General features: G+C 71.0%; 16 protein-coding genes and 2 tRNA genes. 11 read left to right on the forward strand and 7 right to left on the reverse strand.

Annotation, left to right across the window (positions count from 1 at the left end):
- The first annotated feature begins 61 nt into the window (after window positions 1-61).
- From OG933_RS27245 to OG933_RS27265, 5 genes are all read left to right on the forward strand, one after another.
- Entirely contained in the window at window positions 62-988 is a 927-nt protein-coding gene (locus OG933_RS27245) for a hypothetical protein (protein ID WP_405633535.1), read from the forward strand.
- A gap of 166 nt (window positions 989-1,154) precedes the next feature.
- On the forward strand, window positions 1,155-1,934 hold the full coding sequence (locus tag OG933_RS27250; RefSeq protein WP_054240181.1) for an HAD-IIA family hydrolase: 780 nt from the start codon (window positions 1,155-1,157) through the stop codon (window positions 1,932-1,934).
- A 119-nt stretch (window positions 1,935-2,053) separates the two neighbouring features.
- Window positions 2,054-2,680, forward strand: coding sequence for a hypothetical protein (locus tag OG933_RS27255; protein ID WP_405629267.1), 627 nt, complete (start codon window positions 2,054-2,056; stop codon window positions 2,678-2,680).
- Between the two features lie 2 nt (window positions 2,681-2,682).
- Window positions 2,683-3,342, forward strand: a complete 660-nt coding sequence (locus OG933_RS27260) for a class F sortase (RefSeq protein WP_362522544.1) — start codon at window positions 2,683-2,685, stop codon at window positions 3,340-3,342.
- Between the two features lie 265 nt (window positions 3,343-3,607).
- Entirely contained in the window at window positions 3,608-4,378 is a 771-nt protein-coding gene (locus OG933_RS27265) for an aminoglycoside phosphotransferase family protein (protein ID WP_405629268.1), read from the forward strand.
- 79 nt (window positions 4,379-4,457) lie between these two features.
- On the opposite strand, the gene OG933_RS27270 is transcribed toward OG933_RS27265, so the two are convergent.
- Window positions 4,458-4,531 (reverse strand) — tRNA-Lys (locus OG933_RS27270).
- Between the two features lie 194 nt (window positions 4,532-4,725).
- On the opposite strand from OG933_RS27270, the gene OG933_RS27275 reads away from it, so the two are divergent.
- The 5 genes from OG933_RS27275 (at window position 4,726) to OG933_RS27295 (ending at window position 10,498) form a co-directional block, all read left to right on the forward strand.
- Complete coding sequence (locus tag OG933_RS27275; protein ID WP_362522542.1) at window positions 4,726-6,147, forward strand: peptidoglycan-binding protein; 1,422 nt, start codon at window positions 4,726-4,728, stop codon at window positions 6,145-6,147.
- Between the two features lie 149 nt (window positions 6,148-6,296).
- Window positions 6,297-7,406 carry an SPFH domain-containing protein gene (locus OG933_RS27280; protein WP_405629269.1) on the forward strand — a complete coding sequence of 370 codons (1,110 nt, stop codon included), beginning with the start codon at window positions 6,297-6,299 and terminating at the stop codon, window positions 7,404-7,406.
- 158 nt (window positions 7,407-7,564) lie between these two features.
- Window positions 7,565-8,170, forward strand: a complete 606-nt coding sequence (locus tag OG933_RS27285) for a lytic polysaccharide monooxygenase (RefSeq protein ID WP_362522540.1) — start codon at window positions 7,565-7,567, stop codon at window positions 8,168-8,170.
- An 89-nt stretch (window positions 8,171-8,259) separates the two neighbouring features.
- Window positions 8,260-8,721: a DUF3592 domain-containing protein gene (locus OG933_RS27290; RefSeq protein WP_405629270.1), complete on the forward strand. Its 462-nt coding sequence runs from the start codon at window positions 8,260-8,262 to the stop codon at window positions 8,719-8,721.
- A gap of 40 nt (window positions 8,722-8,761) precedes the next feature.
- Complete coding sequence (locus OG933_RS27295) at window positions 8,762-10,498, forward strand: AMP-binding protein (RefSeq protein ID WP_405629272.1); 1,737 nt, start codon at window positions 8,762-8,764, stop codon at window positions 10,496-10,498.
- Here OG933_RS27295 and OG933_RS27300 read toward each other — a convergent pair.
- The 6 genes from OG933_RS27300 to ehuB form a co-directional block, all read right to left on the reverse strand.
- Window positions 10,464-10,537: transfer RNA gene (locus OG933_RS27300), tRNA-Lys, on the reverse strand. The two genes, OG933_RS27295 and OG933_RS27300, sit on opposite strands and share 35 nt — an antisense overlap.
- Before the next feature lie 113 nt (window positions 10,538-10,650).
- Entirely contained in the window at window positions 10,651-11,409 is a 759-nt protein-coding gene (locus tag OG933_RS27305) for an IclR family transcriptional regulator C-terminal domain-containing protein (RefSeq protein ID WP_362522537.1), read from the reverse strand.
- A gap of 249 nt (window positions 11,410-11,658) precedes the next feature.
- Window positions 11,659-12,483: an ectoine/hydroxyectoine ABC transporter ATP-binding protein EhuA gene (ehuA, locus tag OG933_RS27310; protein ID WP_200839698.1), complete on the reverse strand. Its 825-nt coding sequence runs from the start codon at window positions 12,481-12,483 to the stop codon at window positions 11,659-11,661.
- Complete coding sequence (ehuD, locus tag OG933_RS27315) at window positions 12,473-13,120, reverse strand: ectoine/hydroxyectoine ABC transporter permease subunit EhuD (RefSeq protein WP_020132278.1); 648 nt, start codon at window positions 13,118-13,120, stop codon at window positions 12,473-12,475. Before ehuD ends, ehuA begins: the two co-directional genes overlap by 11 nt.
- A complete protein-coding gene (gene ehuC / locus OG933_RS27320) occupies window positions 13,117-13,857 on the reverse strand; it encodes an ectoine/hydroxyectoine ABC transporter permease subunit EhuC (protein WP_405629274.1) in 741 nt (246 codons plus the stop codon). Before ehuC ends, ehuD begins: the two co-directional genes overlap by 4 nt.
- Entirely contained in the window at window positions 13,857-14,780 is a 924-nt protein-coding gene (gene ehuB, locus OG933_RS27325) for an ectoine/hydroxyectoine ABC transporter substrate-binding protein EhuB (protein WP_362522535.1), read from the reverse strand. The genes ehuC and ehuB overlap by 1 nt, the downstream gene beginning before the upstream one ends.
- A gap of 97 nt (window positions 14,781-14,877) precedes the next feature.
- Between ehuB and OG933_RS27330 the strand changes: the two genes are divergently transcribed.
- Window positions 14,878-15,399, forward strand: coding sequence for a DUF3830 family protein (locus OG933_RS27330; RefSeq protein WP_054240171.1), 522 nt, complete (start codon window positions 14,878-14,880; stop codon window positions 15,397-15,399).
- Window positions 15,400-15,423 lie beyond the last annotated feature (24 nt).

A 15,423-nucleotide genomic window follows, 5' to 3' on the forward strand; every position in this document is an offset into this window, starting at 1 on the left:
GTACGGTCGTACGGTGTGCCGTTCCTGCTCGGGGCGTTCCCTCGTGCAGGCTCACGTGTTCATGCGACTGTGCCCGCCTGTCTCCCTCTGCCTCGCCGTGGCCGCCGCCCTCCTCCCCGCGCCCGCCCAGGCGGTGGCCGGCCCGAGTTGCGCCGGTCCCGACGGCACGGACTTCCCCCTCACCACCCGGCTGCACGGGGGCCCGGACTCCTACCGGGCCGGGGGTGGTTACGGCATCTGGTATCTCGACCTCACCAACACCACCCGCCTCACCTGCGACGGGATCCACCCGGTCGTCGTCCTGGTCGACACCGGGCGCACCCTGAAGCCGTCCCAGGCACGCCTGGAGTTCTACGCCGACGGACAACCGCACCCGGTCCACTTCGAACCCACCGACGAGGACGAACTGGTCGGAGCCTTCACCGACGGGCCCACCGGCGGCCCCACCGCCGGAGAGGCCGACGGGCGGGCCGACGGTGTCGGCGGCTTTCGCGGTTTCACCGTGGGCCCCGGCCGGACCCTCACCGTCAAGCTGCGCCTCGCCCTCACCTCGGACACCGCGCCCAACGACATCACCGCCAACGCGGCGGTCGTCCAGCGGCACGGTGACGACGGCGACTGGATCGGACAGTCGAACGACTACCGCTTCGCCGTCGAGGCCGGCTCCGGCCCCGGCACCGCTCCTGACGCCGACGCCGACCCTGACCCCGATGCCGACCCCGACACCGCCCCCGGCCTGGACCCGGCCGCCCCCACCCCCGCTCCGACTCACGCCCCCACCGCCACCGCCACCGCGACCTCCTCCGCCACTCCCGCACCGGACGCCTCCGCCGCGGACACCGGCCGGCTCTCCCTCGCCGACGAGGCCGAGGAACTCGCCCGCACCGGCCTCAGCTCACCCGCCGTCCTCGTCGGCGCCACCGCCTGTCTTCTCGCCGCCGGGACGGCCCTGCTGCTGGCCCGCCGGCTGGCCCGGCGGCGCCGTTGAAGCGCGGCCGCATCCCAGCCGGTGGACGCCTCACCACCGGCCATTCCCTCAAGATCGGGCCTGTGCTTAGGCTGGGGCGCACGCGGTAACCGCGTGCTGGCGCAGCACCGCGTACAGGCGCGGCCACCGCGTACTCGCGTTCGCGTACGGCAGGGAGATCCCGCACATGGCAGACCGCAAGCCCATCGAGTCGTGGCTCACCGACATGGACGGTGTGCTCATCCACGAGGGCGTACCGATCCCCGGCGCCGACGCCTTCCTCAAGAAGCTCCGCGATTCGGGCAAGCCGTTCCTGGTCCTGACCAACAACTCGATCTACACCCCGCGCGACCTGCACGCCCGGCTGCGCCGCATGGGCCTGGACGTGCCGATCGAGAACATCTGGACCTCCGCGCTGGCCACCGCCCAGTTCCTGGACGACCAGCGGCCCGAGGGCACGGCGTACGTCATCGGCGAGGCCGGTCTGACCACGGCTCTGCACGACATCGGGTACATCCTCACCGACCACGAACCCGACTACGTCGTCCTCGGCGAGACCCGCACCTACTCGTTCGAGGCGATGACGAAGGCCGTCCGGCTCATCAACGACGGCGCCCGTTTCATCTGCACCAACCCGGACGAGACCGGCCCCTCCGCCGAGGGCGCGCTGCCGGCCACCGGAGCCGTCGCCGCGCTGATCACCAAGGCGACCGGCAAGCACCCGTACTTCGCGGGCAAGCCGAACCCGCTGATGATGCGCACCGGTCTGAACGCCATCGGCGCCCACTCCGAGAACAGCGCGATGATCGGCGACCGCATGGACACCGACGTCCTCGCGGGCATGGAGGCCGGCATGCAGACATTTCTGGTGCTCACCGGGCTGACCCGGCCCGAGCAGGTCGAGAACTTCCCGTACCGCCCGTCGAAGGTCGTGGACTCGATCGCGGATCTCGTCGACCGCATCTGAAACCCGCAGCTCCGAAACCCGTAACACGGTGTGAGCCACCCGTACGGAGCAGTGATGTCCCGCCCGGGGATGCGCGCCGGGTCCCGGCGGGGGAGTCTCCATCTAGCTGGAGGTTCACGATGGGTTCTCTGAAAATCACTCTCTGTGCGGGTGTCGCGGCCGTCGCCGCGGTGCTCATCCCGACGGCGTACGCCTCGGGCGAAGGCAGCGGGGACAGAGGCGGCAGCGTCTCGATCACACCGTCCACGCCCGCACCCGGCGCCGAGATCACTCTGACGGTCAGCGGCTGCGGCGGCCGAACGGCGACCGCGGCCTCGACCGCCTTCGTCGCGGACGCGCAGCTCGCCGGCGCGGGCGGCACGCTCGTCGGCGACACCCGGGTCCGCTCCTCGATCGGGGCGGGCACCTACGACGTACAGATCACCTGCGTCGACTTCAAGGTGAAGGGCCGTGTCAAGGTCGTCGCCCCGTCCGCCGACTCCTCGCGGACGTCGGAGCCGTCGGGGTCGTCGGACTTCGGGTCGTCGGAGCCGTACGGGCCGTCCACGCCCGCCTCTCCCGTCGCCCCGGTGCACGCCGGCGGCGGCGGTACCGCCGCCCTCGCCCCGCTCGCCGCCGCCGACGAGGCCCAGGCGGAGGGCCATGGTCCCGGTACCGCGCAGGCGGTCGTCGGGCTGGTGCTCGCGGGTGTCGCCGCGGCCGCCGTCGTCTTCCGCGGGGTGCACCGGAGACGCAGGACGGATTGAGCATGTCCGACCGCGAACGCTCTTCCGGCCGCTTCCTCACCGGCCTGGCCTGGGTGGTACTGCTGCTCGGGCTGTGGCTGTGGGGGCGCGAGGTGACCGACGTACGGCACGGCACATCCGCCCCGGCCACCGGTGACATGGCCGCGGTGGGTCGCCCGCCGGATGCCGAACTGCCGCCCGCCGCGAAGCCGTTGGGGCAGGCGCTGCCGCAACGCATCGACATCCCCGACCTGGGCGTGCAGGCGCCGGTCGTCGCCCGCGGGCTGGACACCGACGGGGGCATCGACCCGCCGCCCTTCGACCAGGCGGGCGTCGTCGGCTGGTACGCCGCCGGCGCGAAACCCGGTGCCCGGGGCACGGCCCTGCTGGTCGGGCACGTCGACACCGAGACCAGGCCCGCCGTCTTCTACAAGCTCAGCACGCTCAAGGCCGGCGAGACGGTACGGGTGGTCCGCGACGACGGGAAGGTCGCCGAGTTCACCGTCGACGACGTCGAGGTGGTCCAGCGCGACCGCTTCGACGCCCGCCAGGCCTACGGCCCCCGGCAGCCGGACCGCGCCGAACTGCGCCTGATCACCTGCGGCGGCACCTTCGACCGGGTGAGCCGCAGCTACACGGCGAACGTGATCGTGTCGGCGTATCTGACGGGCACGGGCGTCTGATCCGACGTCACCTGGCCCGGTCGACGGCCCGCTCCCCCGAAACCGCCGACCGGGCAGGTCCTCGACCGCGCGCGCCCGGGCTGCGGGAGTAGCCCGGCGACCGGCGCGGGAGGCTGTGGGGTTCCTCTACCCCGTGGACGGCGGTGACGACCGCTTTCCGGCACTCTCGTGGGAGTCACGGGTCCCATGTCAGGTGCTCACAAGGGGAGTTCCGGGACAGACGGGTCAATTCCGTTCTCCCGAGTTGCTGGGTAGCGTGTGGCGAGTGTCGGGTGAGGAAGTGATGCAGGACGGTGCCCATCGCCGGGTGGTGCGGATCGGGGACACCGTCCGCAGGCCCGTCCAGCCGTGGACGCCCACCATCCACGCGTTGCTGTCGCACCTGGAGAAGGTGGGCTTTGCCGGTGCGCCGCGACCGCTGGGAATCGACGACAAGGGGCGTGAGGTCCTCACCTACATCGAGGGTGAGTCCGGACCTCACGGTTGGGCCAAGGTCGTGGACGGCCAGGGCCTGAGGAACTTCGCCCTGCTGTTGCGCGACTGTCACGATGCCTGCGAGGGCTTCTCTCCTCCGCCGGGCGCGACCTGGGCCATGGGCGCGGGCAGCCCGCGCGACGACGAGGTCGTCTGCCATGGAGACTTCGGTCCCTGGAACGTCGTCTGGCAGGGTGACCGGCCCGTGGGAATCATCGACTGGGACTTCGCCCGCCCGGCACCACGCCTGCACGACGTGGCCTACGCGCTGGAGTACGTCGCCCCGTTCCGCGACGATGCCGAGTGCCTGCGCTGGTTGCGCTACCCGGCACCGCCCGACCGCCGTCTGCGGCTGGAGCAGTTCTGCGGTGCGTACGGCCTCGACTCGACCGTGGGCGTCGTCGACGCCGTCATCGCCGGGCAGCGGGCCAATGCCGACCTTGTGCGCCGCCTGGCCGAGCAGGGCCACGAGCCCCAGGCCACCTGGGCCGCCGACGGGCTCCTGACCGAACTCGACCGCCGCATCGCCTGGAGCAAGGCCCACCGCCATCTGGTCGAGTAGCCGATTCGCCGGTCACGGCCCGTACTGGTGCGCATACGAACGAAGGCCCCTCGCTTTCGCGAGGGGCCTTCGGTGTCTGTGCGCCGCCAGGGACTCGAACCCCGGACCCGCTGATTAAGAGTCAGCTGCTCTAACCAACTGAGCTAGCGGCGCCTGCTGACGGGATAACTCTACAGGACCTCGGGGGGTGCCCCGGACCACCCGGCCGCCGGTCCGCCGCGGCACTGGGCCGGGCGGGTGTCGCGTACATCATTCGGACCGTCAGCATGCGCGTCGGGAAGACAGTTGAGAAACTGGCGAACGTGCACAGTCGCGGACATTTCCAGCTGGAGTGTGAGGGGAATCGCATGGGCTCTCCGGTATTCGAGGAATTCGATCCCGAGAGCGACTGCGAGTGTCCCGGATGCGTATCCCGGCGGCGGGTGGGGTCGAATTCCCCGCCTGCCCGGTTCGGCGGTCACCCGGCCGCCCATCGTGTCGTGGTCGTCGCCACGGCGACGGCCGCGGCGCTCGGCGCCGCCCACGCGGTGCCCGCCCTCGCGGCCCCGCAGACCTCCGACCGGCCCGGCGTACCCGCAGGTGACGAGCCCGAGACCCCGCAGGGCGGCAAGGCGCCGCTGCACGGCCCGGCCGGGCAGCCGGCCCGGCCGGGGGGACTGGCGGGACCGGTGAAAACGCCCCCGACGACCCGGGCGGACATCATCAGACGGGCCAAGGAATGGGTTTCGGCAGAGGTCCCGTACAGCATGAGCAGCTACTGGTACGACGGTTACCGGCAGGACTGCTCCGGCTTCGTGTCCAAGGCCTGGAACCTGCCCGGCAACGAGTGGACGGGCAGTCTCCACCAGTACGGGACACGGATTACCAAGGAGGAGCTCCAGCCCGGCGACATTCTGCTGTTCCACAATCCGTCCGACCCCGAGAAAGGCTCGCACGTCGTCATTTTCGGCGGCTGGACGGACTACACGCACAGCTACTACCTCGTCTACGAGCAGACCCGCCCGACCACGCGCCGGCAGACCACTCCCTACGCCTACTGGAGCAATTCCGACCGCTACGTGCCCTACCGCTACAAGGGCCTCACGGCGGTCGCTCCCGGCGTCGGGGAGCAGGTCGGCTTGAGCACCGGCGGCGGGAACAGGCCCGGCGCCGGGGGTACCGCGACGACGATGCCGTTCCCGGGGCGGGCGGCCTTCGGACCGGGTGCGAACAACCCGTACGTCACCCGGCTCGGCCGGCTCCTCGTCGAGCGCGGCGGCGCACGTTTCTACGCCTCGGGCCCGGGCCCGAGGTGGTCGGCGTCCGACGGCTGGGCCACCGTGGCCTTCCAACAGGCCCAGGGCTGGCGCGGCGCCGACGCCGACGGCATCCCCGGCCCGAGCACCTGGGCCCTGCTGATCTCCGGCCGGGGCAGGGACATCGCCCCCGGACAGCCCCCGACGACCGGCATCGGCCAGGGCTCCGGCTCGGGTGGCGGGATCGGCGGGTATCCCGCGACCGGGGCGGCCGGCGCGCCCGCGTCCCCACGCGTCCCCGCGTACCCCGGCCGGGGCATGTTCCGGCCGGGCGCGCAGAACGCGTACGTCACGCAGCTGGGGAGGCGGCTGGTGAAGAAGGGGTTCGGCAAGTACTACACGACGGGGCCCGGACCGCACTGGGGCGAGGCGGACCGGCGAGGGGTCGAGGCCTTCCAGCGCGCCCAGGGCTGGCGGGGCGGCGCGGCGGACGGCTACCCGGGCCCGGAGACCTGGCGGCGGCTCTTCTCGTAGCCCGGCGCGGGCGCCGCACGCCACCCGCTCGGGACTGCCGGGGCCCGCTCACTTTCCTGATCCCTCTCTGATCCCTCTCTGATCCCTCTCTGATCCCTTGATCCATCTCACTGTCATGGCGTATCTGGCGCGGAGGCTGGAGGCACGCAATGAACACGACCACTTCACCGACACCCGAGTCCGAGGGACCGTCCAGACCCACTCGGCTCATCCAGAACGAGGTGACCACCGAGATCCCCGTCCATCTGCTGTTCCGGGACGAGCCCGAACCGCGGCCCGTGCCGCTCGGCGCGGCCGTGGTGGGCAGCCGGGCGGGCACCGGCGAGCAGCCGCGACTGCGCCGGCCGACGCCGGCCAAGCCCCGCCCGGTGGCGCAGGTCGACCCGGACCTGGTGGAACGGCCGGCCCGGGTGCTGCCCGGCGCGGCGGGCGTGTTCGCCGGCATGTGCGGGGCGGCCGGCTGTGTGGCCGCCTCCTGGTGGGCCGGGGTGCTGCCGTCGCACGCGGCGCAGGTGCTGCGGCTGCCGGAGTTCGCGGGCGCCGGGCTCGGTCCGGCGCAGTGGGCGGCGTACGCGGGGGCGGGCGCCCTGGGGCTGTTCGGCTTCGGCGGTCTGGCCCGCGGGCGGACCGGACGGGCCTGGGTGCTCGGTCTGTTCGGCCGCTACCGGGGGACCGTGCGGCGCACCGGCCTGCTGTGGGTCAACCCGCTGCTGCTGCGCCGCCGGGTGGACGTACGGCTGCGGCACTGGCGCAGCGAGCCGCTGCCCGCCGCCGACGGCAGCGGGGTCGCGCTGCGGGTGGTGACGCTCGTGGTGTGGCGGGTGCGGGACACCGCGCGGGCCACGCTCGGCGTGGAGGACCACGAGACGTATCTGCGCGAGTGCGTCGAGGCGGCCCTGGCCCGGATCCCGGTGGAGACGCCGGGCGCGGGACGCGGTTCGGTGGAGGCGGCGGGGGAGGTGCTGACCCGGCGGGTCGCGCAGGACGCGGGCGCGATCGGACTGGAGGTGTTCTCGGTGCGGCCGCTGCGGATCGAGTACGCCCCCGAGGTCGCCGCCGCGATGCACCGCCGCCGGATCGCCGCGCTCGACGCCCAGCACCGGGCGAGCGTGCTGACCTCGGTCGTGGACTCGGTGGAGGACACGGTGACCCGGCTGACCATGCGCGGACTCGTGGAACTCGACGACTACGAACGCAAGGCGCTGGTGAAGGACCTGACCGTCGCCTTCTGCTCGGGGCGCGGGGAACAGGGGCCGTGACGGGCGGCCTTGACGCGGGCGGCCGTGACGGGGGCCGGACACGTCTTTGATATGGACACAGCCAAGAAACGGCAATAATCTCGAACTTGGTCTAGACCTGCACGCATGAGCTCACTGAACTCCTCACCGAACTCCCCACGTTCTCCAGGAGCGGCAGCATGCGCAAAAAGACCAAGTGGTACGCCGCCGCGCTCGGACTCACCACGGCGGGAGCCTTCGTGCTCACCGCCGGGGGTGCGAGCGGCCACGGCTACACCGACCTCCCCATCAGCCGGCAGAAGCTCTGCCAGAACGGCTCCGTTCCCAACTGCGGTGACATCCAGTGGGAGCCGCAGAGCGTCGAGGGCCCGAAGGGCTTCCCGGCGTCCGGCGCGGCCGACGGAAGGATCTGCTCCGCGAACAACACCCGCTTCGCCCAGCTCGACAGCCCGAAGACCCCCTCGGGCGCGGCGTGGCCGGCCACCAAGGTGACCGGCGGTCAGAGCTACACCTTCCGGTGGCAGTTCACCGCCATGCACGCCACGACCGACTTCAAGTACTACGTCACCAAGCAGGGCTGGAACCAGAACCACAACCTGGCCCGCTCCGACCTCAACCTCACCCCGTTCCTGACCGTGCCCTACGGCGGTCAGCGGCCCCCGTCCACCCTCTCGCACAGCGGCACGCTGCCGTCCGGGCTCAGCGGACGTCACGTGATCGTCGCGGTGTGGACGGTCGCCGACACGACCAACGCGTTCTACGCCTGCTCCGACGTCACGTTCTGAGCATGGCTTGAGCTCCCCCGGGTCCGCGCGCGGGTACGTTCCCTGCACGCTGGCACGACCAGGCCGGCGCCTGGACCCCGGGGGAGCTCATGGAAGCCTTCTTCTACCTCGTGCCGTCGATCATGATCGCCGGCCTGCTGTTCGGCGTGTTCGGGCTGGTCCGTCGCTCCCGGCGGGTCGCCCGGGCCTGGAACGGCGGCCTCACCGCGCAGGCGCGCTGTCTGCGGTCGTACACGACGACCAGCGGCGGCGGCGACACCATGGTCAGCACGACCCTGCACCACGTCTACGAGTTCACCACCCGCGAGGGCCGGGCCGTCCGCTTCGAGGAGGCGCACGGCCCGGGGACGACGATCGAGGGCGACATCGTCACCGTCCACTACGCGGCCGACCACCCCGAGGAGGCCACGGCCAAGGCGCCCGCCCGCGGCAGACTGCTCGCCGAGTCGGGCTGTCTGCTGCTCTTCCTCGGCGTGGCCATCGCCTTCTGCGTCTTCTTCATGGTCACCGCCCACTGGATGTTCGCCGAGGCCGACGACTTCATGCCGTAGCCCTCCACATCTGACGGTGCGTCAACTACCGTGCGCCGCCATGGAGTCCGTCGCCGAACTCGTAGCGGCCCGGTGGGGCGACCACCGTCCCGGGCTGTGGTGCCAGAACCCCGGGATCCCAGAGGACACCGGGAACCCAGAGGACACCGGGAGTACCGGGAGCGCCGGGAGTACCGTCCTGACCCACCATCAGGTCGCCGCCGGTGCCGCCGCCCGTGCGGCGCTGATGGCCGACCTGCTGCCGTCGGGCGGTCCGCCCCATGTCGGGGTCCTGCTGGACAACACCCCGGAGTTCCCGCTCTGGCTGTCGGCCGCCGCCCTCGCCGGCGCGGCCGTCGCCGGGATCAACCCCACCCGGCGGGGGCCCGAACTGGCCCGGGACATCCTGCACACCGAGTGCGGGCTGCTGATCACCGAGCACACCCACCTCCCCCTTCTCAGGGGCCTCGACCTGCCCGGGGTCCGCCTGCTGATCACCGGCACCCCGGAGTACGACGACCTGCTCGCCCCGTACGCGGACGCCCGCCCCGACGCCTCCCGGGCCGGCCCCGCGGACCGGCTCCTCCTCTACTTCACCTCCGGCTCGACCGGCGCGCCCAAGGCCGCGATCTGCACCCAGGGCCGGCTGGCCGCCGCGGGGCGCTCGCTGGCCGGACAGTTCTCCGTGCGGCGGGACGACGTGCACTACGTCTGCATGCCGATGTTCCACGGCAACGCGGTGATCGCCGACTGGGCGCCCGCGCTGGCGGCCGGGGCCGGGGTGGCGCTGCGGCGGCGGTTCTCGGCGTCCGGGTTCCTGGCGGACGTACGGCGCTACCGGGCGACGTACTTCACCTACGTGGGCCGGGCTATCCAGTACGTCCTGGCCACCGAGCCGCGCCCGGACGACCGGGACCACACCCTGCGGATCGGTTTCGGCACCGAGGCGGGGGCGGTGGACGCGGCGGCCTTCGAGCGACGGTTCGGGGTGCGGCTGGTGGAGGGGTACGGCTCCTCGGAGGGCGGGGCGGCCGTGCAGTGGTCGCCGGGGACTCCGGCGGGGGCGGTCGGGCGGGCGGCGCCCGGTCTCGTCGTCCTCGACCGGGAGACCCGTGCCGAGTGTCCGCCGGCCGTTCTCGACCCGGCAGGTCGGCTGCTGAACGGCGAAGAGGCGATCGGCGAGCTGGTCAACCGGGGCCCCAACCCCTTCGAGGGCTACTGGCGCAACCCGTCGGCCGAGGCGGAGCGGCGCCGGACCGACGGGGAGTACTGGACCGGCGACCTCTTCTACCGCGACCGCGACGGCTTTCTCTACTTCGCGGGCCGCACCGACGACCGGCTCCGCGTCGACAGCGAGAACCTGGCCGCCGCGATGATCGAGAACATCCTCGCCCGGTACGAGGGGGCGGCCGCCGTGGCCGTCTACGCGGTGCCGGATCCGGTGACCGGGGACCAGGTGATGGCGGCGCTGGCCGGGTCCTTCGATCCGCTCGGTTTCGCCGAGTTCCTGCTCGCCCAGCCCGATCTGGGGACGAAGATGGCGCCCCGGTTCGTACGGGTCCTGGAGCGGATGCCCGTCACCGCCACGAACAAGATCCACCGGGCGCTGCTGCGGCGGGAGGGGGTCCGGTGCGCCGATCCGGTGTGGTGGCGGCCGCCGGGCAGGGCGACGTACCGACGGCTGACGACGGCAGACGTCGAAAGCATGGGGACCGGGGGGAACGCCGAAGGGCCCCTCGTGTCCACGAGAGGCCCTTCATCGGTGCGCCGCCAGGGACTCGAACCCCGGACCCGCTGATTAAGAGTCAGCTGCTCTAACCAACTGAGCTAGCGGCGCATGACTCCCGTCCTCCGCCTTCGGCGGCTGACGACGGATAAAATACTACCCGGTCCGCGGGGGTGCTCCGGACCATGCCGGGAGCACCCGTCGGGCCACGGGTCGGACGGGCGTCAGATCGCGAGCGACAGCAGTACCGGTGCCGCGTTCCTGTTCAGGGTCTCGGCGGCCTGGCGGAGCCGGTGGGCGTGCTCGACGGGCAGGGAGAGGGCGAGACAGCCCGCCATGGAGCCGGCGGTGATCGGGACGGCCGCGCAGACCGTGCCGATCGCGTACTCCTGGAGGTCGAGCGTCGGGACGGTGGGCGGCTGGGCCTCCAGGCGGGAGAGCAGCAGCTTGTCGCTGGTGATGGTGCGCGAGGTGAGCCGGGCCATCTTGTGCCGGGAGAGGTGGTCGCGCCGGCCGTTGTGGTCGAGCTGGCCCAGCAGGCTCTTGCCGAGCGCGGTGGCGTGCGCGGAGGAGCGGAAGTCGACCCACTCGTTGACGGACGGTGTGGCCGGGCCGTCGGCGTACTGGGTGATCGTGACCTCGCCGTCGACGTACCGGCTGATGTAGACGGCGGCGCCGACGGAGTCACGGAGCCGGTCGAGGGTGTGCTGGAGCTGGTCGCGCAGGGCCTGCTCGCGATGGTGCGCGGAGCCCAGGCGGGTCAGGGCGTCGCCCGTGACGTACGCCCCGTCGGCGATCTGCTCGACGTAGCCCTCGCGGCGCAGCATGCGCAGGAGCGCGGTCAGCCGCTCCGGGGTGAGTCCGGTCTGACGGGCGAGTTCGTCGTCGGTGACACCGGTGGAGTGCCGCGCCACCGTCTCCAGGACGCGCAACGCTTCCTGGGCCGAGTGGTACGGCACGGTCGGCTCGTGCTTCAGCGCCACGGTTTCCCCCCTGGTCGCCTCATGGCCGTGATCCCTGATCCTGGCAGCGAATCACCCTCCACGATATCCGGCAACGGGCTCGTGGGGAGGGGTGTTGAGGGGATTACCCCCTTGCGGCAAGGGGATTGCTCCAGTGGCATATGCCAGCAGCATGCTTGGGTCCGGGCGTGGGGATTACACGCACCAGGTGATTCGGGTTGCCGGGGGAGAGGGAGGGGCGCCACTCGGGGTGGCGCCCGCCCCTGAGCCTCACAGCACGGCGCTGAGGAACTCCCGCGTCCGCTCCTGTTCCGGTTCGCTGAAGATCTTCTCCGGCGGGCCCGACTCGATGACACGACCCGAGTCGAACATCAGGACCTGGTCCGAGATGTCCCGGGCGAAGCTCATCTCGTGGGTCACGCAGAGCATCGTGATGTCGGTGGTGCGGGCGATGTCCCGCAGTACGTCCAGGACGCCGACCACCAGCTCCGGGTCCAGCGCGGAGGTCACCTCGTCCAGCAGGAGGACCTGCGGTCGCATCGCCAGCGCCCGGGCGATCGCCACCCGCTGCTGCTGGCCGCCGGACAACTGGGTCGGGTACTTGTCGATGTGCTCCGTCAGGCCCACCAGTTCGAGCAGGTCGCGGGCCCGCTGCTCGGCCTCGTCCTTGGACAGGCCGAGGACGGTGACCGGAGCCTCGGTGATGTTGCGCAGCACCTTCATGTTCGGGAAGAGATTGAACTGCTGGAAGACCATCCCGATGTTCTTGCGGACCTCGCGGATGTGCTTCTCGCCGGCCCGGACCAGCTTCCCGTTCCGCTCCTCGTGGGTCAGGTAGTCGCCGCCCACCCTGATCGTGCCCTCGTCGGGCTCGGTCAGGGTCATCAGCAGCCGCAGGATCGTCGTCTTGCCGGATCCCGACGGGCCGATCAGCGTGACGTGCTTGCCGGAGTCGACGGAGAAGTCGAGCCGGTCGAGGACGGTGTTGTCGCCGAAGCGCTTGGTGACCTTGTCGAACCGGATCAGTTCACTGCCGTCCACCGGCGGATTGGCGAGGAGTTCGGTGTTCTCTGCGGGATTGGTGTCAGCGGACAAGGCGTCGCTCCAGGGCTCGGATCAGGAGGGAGGCGGGGTAGGCGATGACGATGAAGGCCACGCCCACGACGGTGAGCGCCTCGGTGGTGAAGGTCTCGTTGCTGAAGGCCTGGGCCTCGCCGAGCATGTCGAAGGCCCCGATGGTCGCGATCATCGGGGAGTCCTTGAGCATGGCGACGACGTAGTTGCCCAGTGGCGGGACGACGCGGCGGATCGCCTGCGGAAGGATCACCGCCCGCCAGGTGCGCCCCTTGGACAGGCTCAGCGCCGTGGCCGCCTCCCACTGACCGGCCGGGACGCCGTCGATGCCCGCGCGGTAGACCTCCGCGGTGTAGGTGGAGTAGTGCAGTCCGAGGCCGACGATGCCGGTGGTGAGCGGCGACATCGACGGGCCGAAGTTGGGGACCACGTAGAAGAGGAAGAAGAGCTGCACCAGCAGCGGAGTGTTGCGGATGAACTCCGTGACGGCCACGACCGGCCAGCGCACCCAGGCCTGCGCGGACCGCTGTGCCAGCGCCCACACCAGACCCAGCGCGAAGGCGATCAGGGTGCCGATGGCCAGGGCTTGCAGGGTGACGAGCACGCCGTCCCAGAACCGCGGCATGAAGTCGTCCACGACGTTCCAGTCCCAGCTCATCCCATACCTCCCGCGGACTGCGAACCGGCCTGCAGGCTTTCGCCGCGGGCGCCGAGTTTCCTGGTCGTCCCGCCGTTCTTCGCCGGCAGTTGCCCGATGCCGGCCTTCGCCCTGCGCTCCAGCAGCCGCATACCGCGGGTGATGAGGAAGGCGAGAACGAAGTAGAGGACCAGCAGCAGGGTGTAGACCGGGGTGGTCTCGTTGGTGCCCAGCCGGAGCAGATTGCCGGCGAACGTCATGTCGGCCACGGTGATGACCGACACCAGGGCGGTGCCCTTCAGCAGCTCGATCAGCAGGTTGTTGAACGGCGGCACCATCTCGGGCCACGCCTGGGGCAGTTCGATCAGGCGCAGCCGCTGCAGGCGGGTGAAGTTGAGCGCGATGCCCGCTTCCTTCTGAGCCGGCGTGACGGCGGCCAGCGAACCGCGCACGATCTCGGAGCCGTAGGCGCCGTAGGTCAGGCCGAGCGCGCTGACGCCGGCCCACATGGGTACCAACTGCCAGCCGAAGAGGGGCAGCGCGAAGAACATCCAGAACATCAGCACCAGCGCCGACATGCCACGGAAGACCTCGAAGTAGGCCCCGGCGAGGAAGCGGACGATCCAGAACTGCGACCCGCGGGCGAGACCGATGCCGAACGAGATGGCGGCGCCGAGGGCCGCGGAGAGCACCGTCACCTGGACCGTGACCCAGAACCCCGGCAGGAACCAGGTGGTGAAGAACTCGGAAGTCATCATCAGCCGCACAGCTCCTTCGCCGTGAGGTCCGTCATGTCGGCCTTGGCGAAGCCGAAGGGGCCGACGATCCGCAGGAGTTCCCTGTAGTCGTCCTGCTTGAGCTTCAGCAGCTCCTTGTTGAACGCGTCCCGGAAGTTCTTCTCGGACTGCCGGAAGGCGAATCCGCCCGCGCCGTAGGCGGGCTTGCCGTCGACCACGGGCTGGAACGGCTCGGTGGCCGACACGCGTCCGGAACCCGCCACCGCCGACTTGACCGTGATGCGGGTGCCCGCGAAGGCGTCCACCCGGCCCTGCGCCACCGCGTCGAGCCCGGCCACCTGGTCCGGCAGGACCAGCACATCGGCGATGCCCGCGGCCTTGGCGTAGTCGATCTGGGCGTAGGCCTTGCCGGAGGCCAGCTTGAGGCCCTTCTTCTTGACGTCCTCGTACGTCTTGATGCCGTGCGGATTGCCCTTCTTGACGATGAAGGCGTCCAGCATCAGGTAGTCCGGGTCGGCGAACAGCACCTGTTCGCACCGCAGGGGATTGATGTACATCCCGGCCGACACCACATCGAACTGCCGGGCCTTCAGCCCGGGTATGAGGGCACCGAAGTCCACCGGCACCGGCTTGACCTCGTCGATGCCGAGCTTCTTGAAGATCACTTCCGCGATCGCGGGTGCTTCTCCGGTGGCCTGCCCGTCGTCTCCGACATAGCCGAAGGGCGGTTCACTGGCGATGCCGATCTTCACGGATCCCTGATCCCGCAAGGTGTCCAGGAGGCTGCCTCCCAGCACCTTTCCGTCTCCCGGGACGCGGCTGCAGCCGACCACCCCGAGACCCCCCGCCGCGCTCAGCGCCGCTCCGGCGAGCAGCGAGCGGCGGCTGAGTCTTCCGTGGCGGCCGTTGTCGGTTCCTGATCGATGTGCGTGTGGTCGAGCCATAGGCGCGCCGCTACCCGACTTCATACGAGTTACACGGGTCGCTTTCGGCCCCGGTCGTCACCGAGGCCGCCTTGACCGCGGGTGGACCATGGAACGCATGGCTGACCGATACATCGAAGTCTCGCTGGTCAAGCGCGGAATCACCGCCACGGCGCAGCTGCTCGACGATCGTGCGCCGATCACCTGCGCGGCCGTCTGGGATTCCCTTCCGCTCGCCGGAGACGTCTACCACGCCAAATATGCACGTAACGAGATCTATGCCCTTTTCCCGCCTTTCGCGACATCCGAACCACCGCTGGAGAACCCGACCGTCACTCCCATCCCTGGAGATCTCTGCTATTTCTCCTTCGCGGGAGCGGAACTCGGCACCCGGGCCTACGGCTACGACCGCGAGGTCCGGCCCGGCACCACGGTCGTCGACCTGGCCCTCTTCTACGAACGCAACAACCTGCTCCTCAACGGCGACGTCGGCTGGGTCCCCGGCATCGTCTGGGGGCGGATCGTGGAAGGCCTGGAGGAGATGGCGGAAGGGTGCAACGACCTGTGGCGAACGGGCGCGGCGGGAGAGACGCTGCGGTTCCGGCGCTCCGGCCCGCCCGGGGGCGCCCCTGCCGGGTGAGGGGCCGGGGTGAGGGTGAGGGGC

Origin of the sequence: Streptomyces sp. NBC_00016 (genome assembly GCF_045040885.1) — a bacterium.
In the GTDB taxonomy this organism is placed as follows: Bacteria; Actinomycetota; Actinomycetes; order Streptomycetales; family Streptomycetaceae; genus Streptomyces; species Streptomyces coriariae.

Excerpts from the sequence above, each read along its gene's own strand:
- OG933_RS27245 (WP_405633535.1), top strand. The coding sequence starts at position 62 with ATGCGACTGTGCCCGCCTGTCTCCCTCTGCCTCGCCGTGGCCGCCGCC.
- OG933_RS27250 (WP_054240181.1), top strand. The coding sequence starts at position 1,155 with ATGGCAGACCGCAAGCCCATCGAGTCGTGGCTCACCGACATGGACGGT.
- OG933_RS27255 (WP_405629267.1), top strand. The coding sequence starts at position 2,054 with ATGGGTTCTCTGAAAATCACTCTCTGTGCGGGTGTCGCGGCCGTCGCC.
- OG933_RS27260 (WP_362522544.1), top strand. The coding sequence starts at position 2,683 with ATGTCCGACCGCGAACGCTCTTCCGGCCGCTTCCTCACCGGCCTGGCC.
- OG933_RS27275 (WP_362522542.1), top strand. The coding sequence starts at position 4,726 with ATGGGCTCTCCGGTATTCGAGGAATTCGATCCCGAGAGCGACTGCGAG.
- OG933_RS27280 (WP_405629269.1), top strand. The coding sequence starts at position 6,297 with ATGAACACGACCACTTCACCGACACCCGAGTCCGAGGGACCGTCCAGA.
- OG933_RS27285 (WP_362522540.1), top strand. The coding sequence starts at position 7,565 with ATGCGCAAAAAGACCAAGTGGTACGCCGCCGCGCTCGGACTCACCACG.
- OG933_RS27290 (WP_405629270.1), top strand. The coding sequence starts at position 8,260 with ATGGAAGCCTTCTTCTACCTCGTGCCGTCGATCATGATCGCCGGCCTG.
- OG933_RS27295 (WP_405629272.1), top strand. The coding sequence starts at position 8,762 with ATGGAGTCCGTCGCCGAACTCGTAGCGGCCCGGTGGGGCGACCACCGT.
- ehuD (WP_020132278.1), bottom strand. The coding sequence starts at position 13,120 with ATGAGCTGGGACTGGAACGTCGTGGACGACTTCATGCCGCGGTTCTGG.
- ehuC (WP_405629274.1), bottom strand. The coding sequence starts at position 13,857 with ATGATGACTTCCGAGTTCTTCACCACCTGGTTCCTGCCGGGGTTCTGG.
- ehuB (WP_362522535.1), bottom strand. The coding sequence starts at position 14,780 with ATGGCTCGACCACACGCACATCGATCAGGAACCGACAACGGCCGCCAC.
- OG933_RS27330 (WP_054240171.1), top strand. The coding sequence starts at position 14,878 with ATGGCTGACCGATACATCGAAGTCTCGCTGGTCAAGCGCGGAATCACC.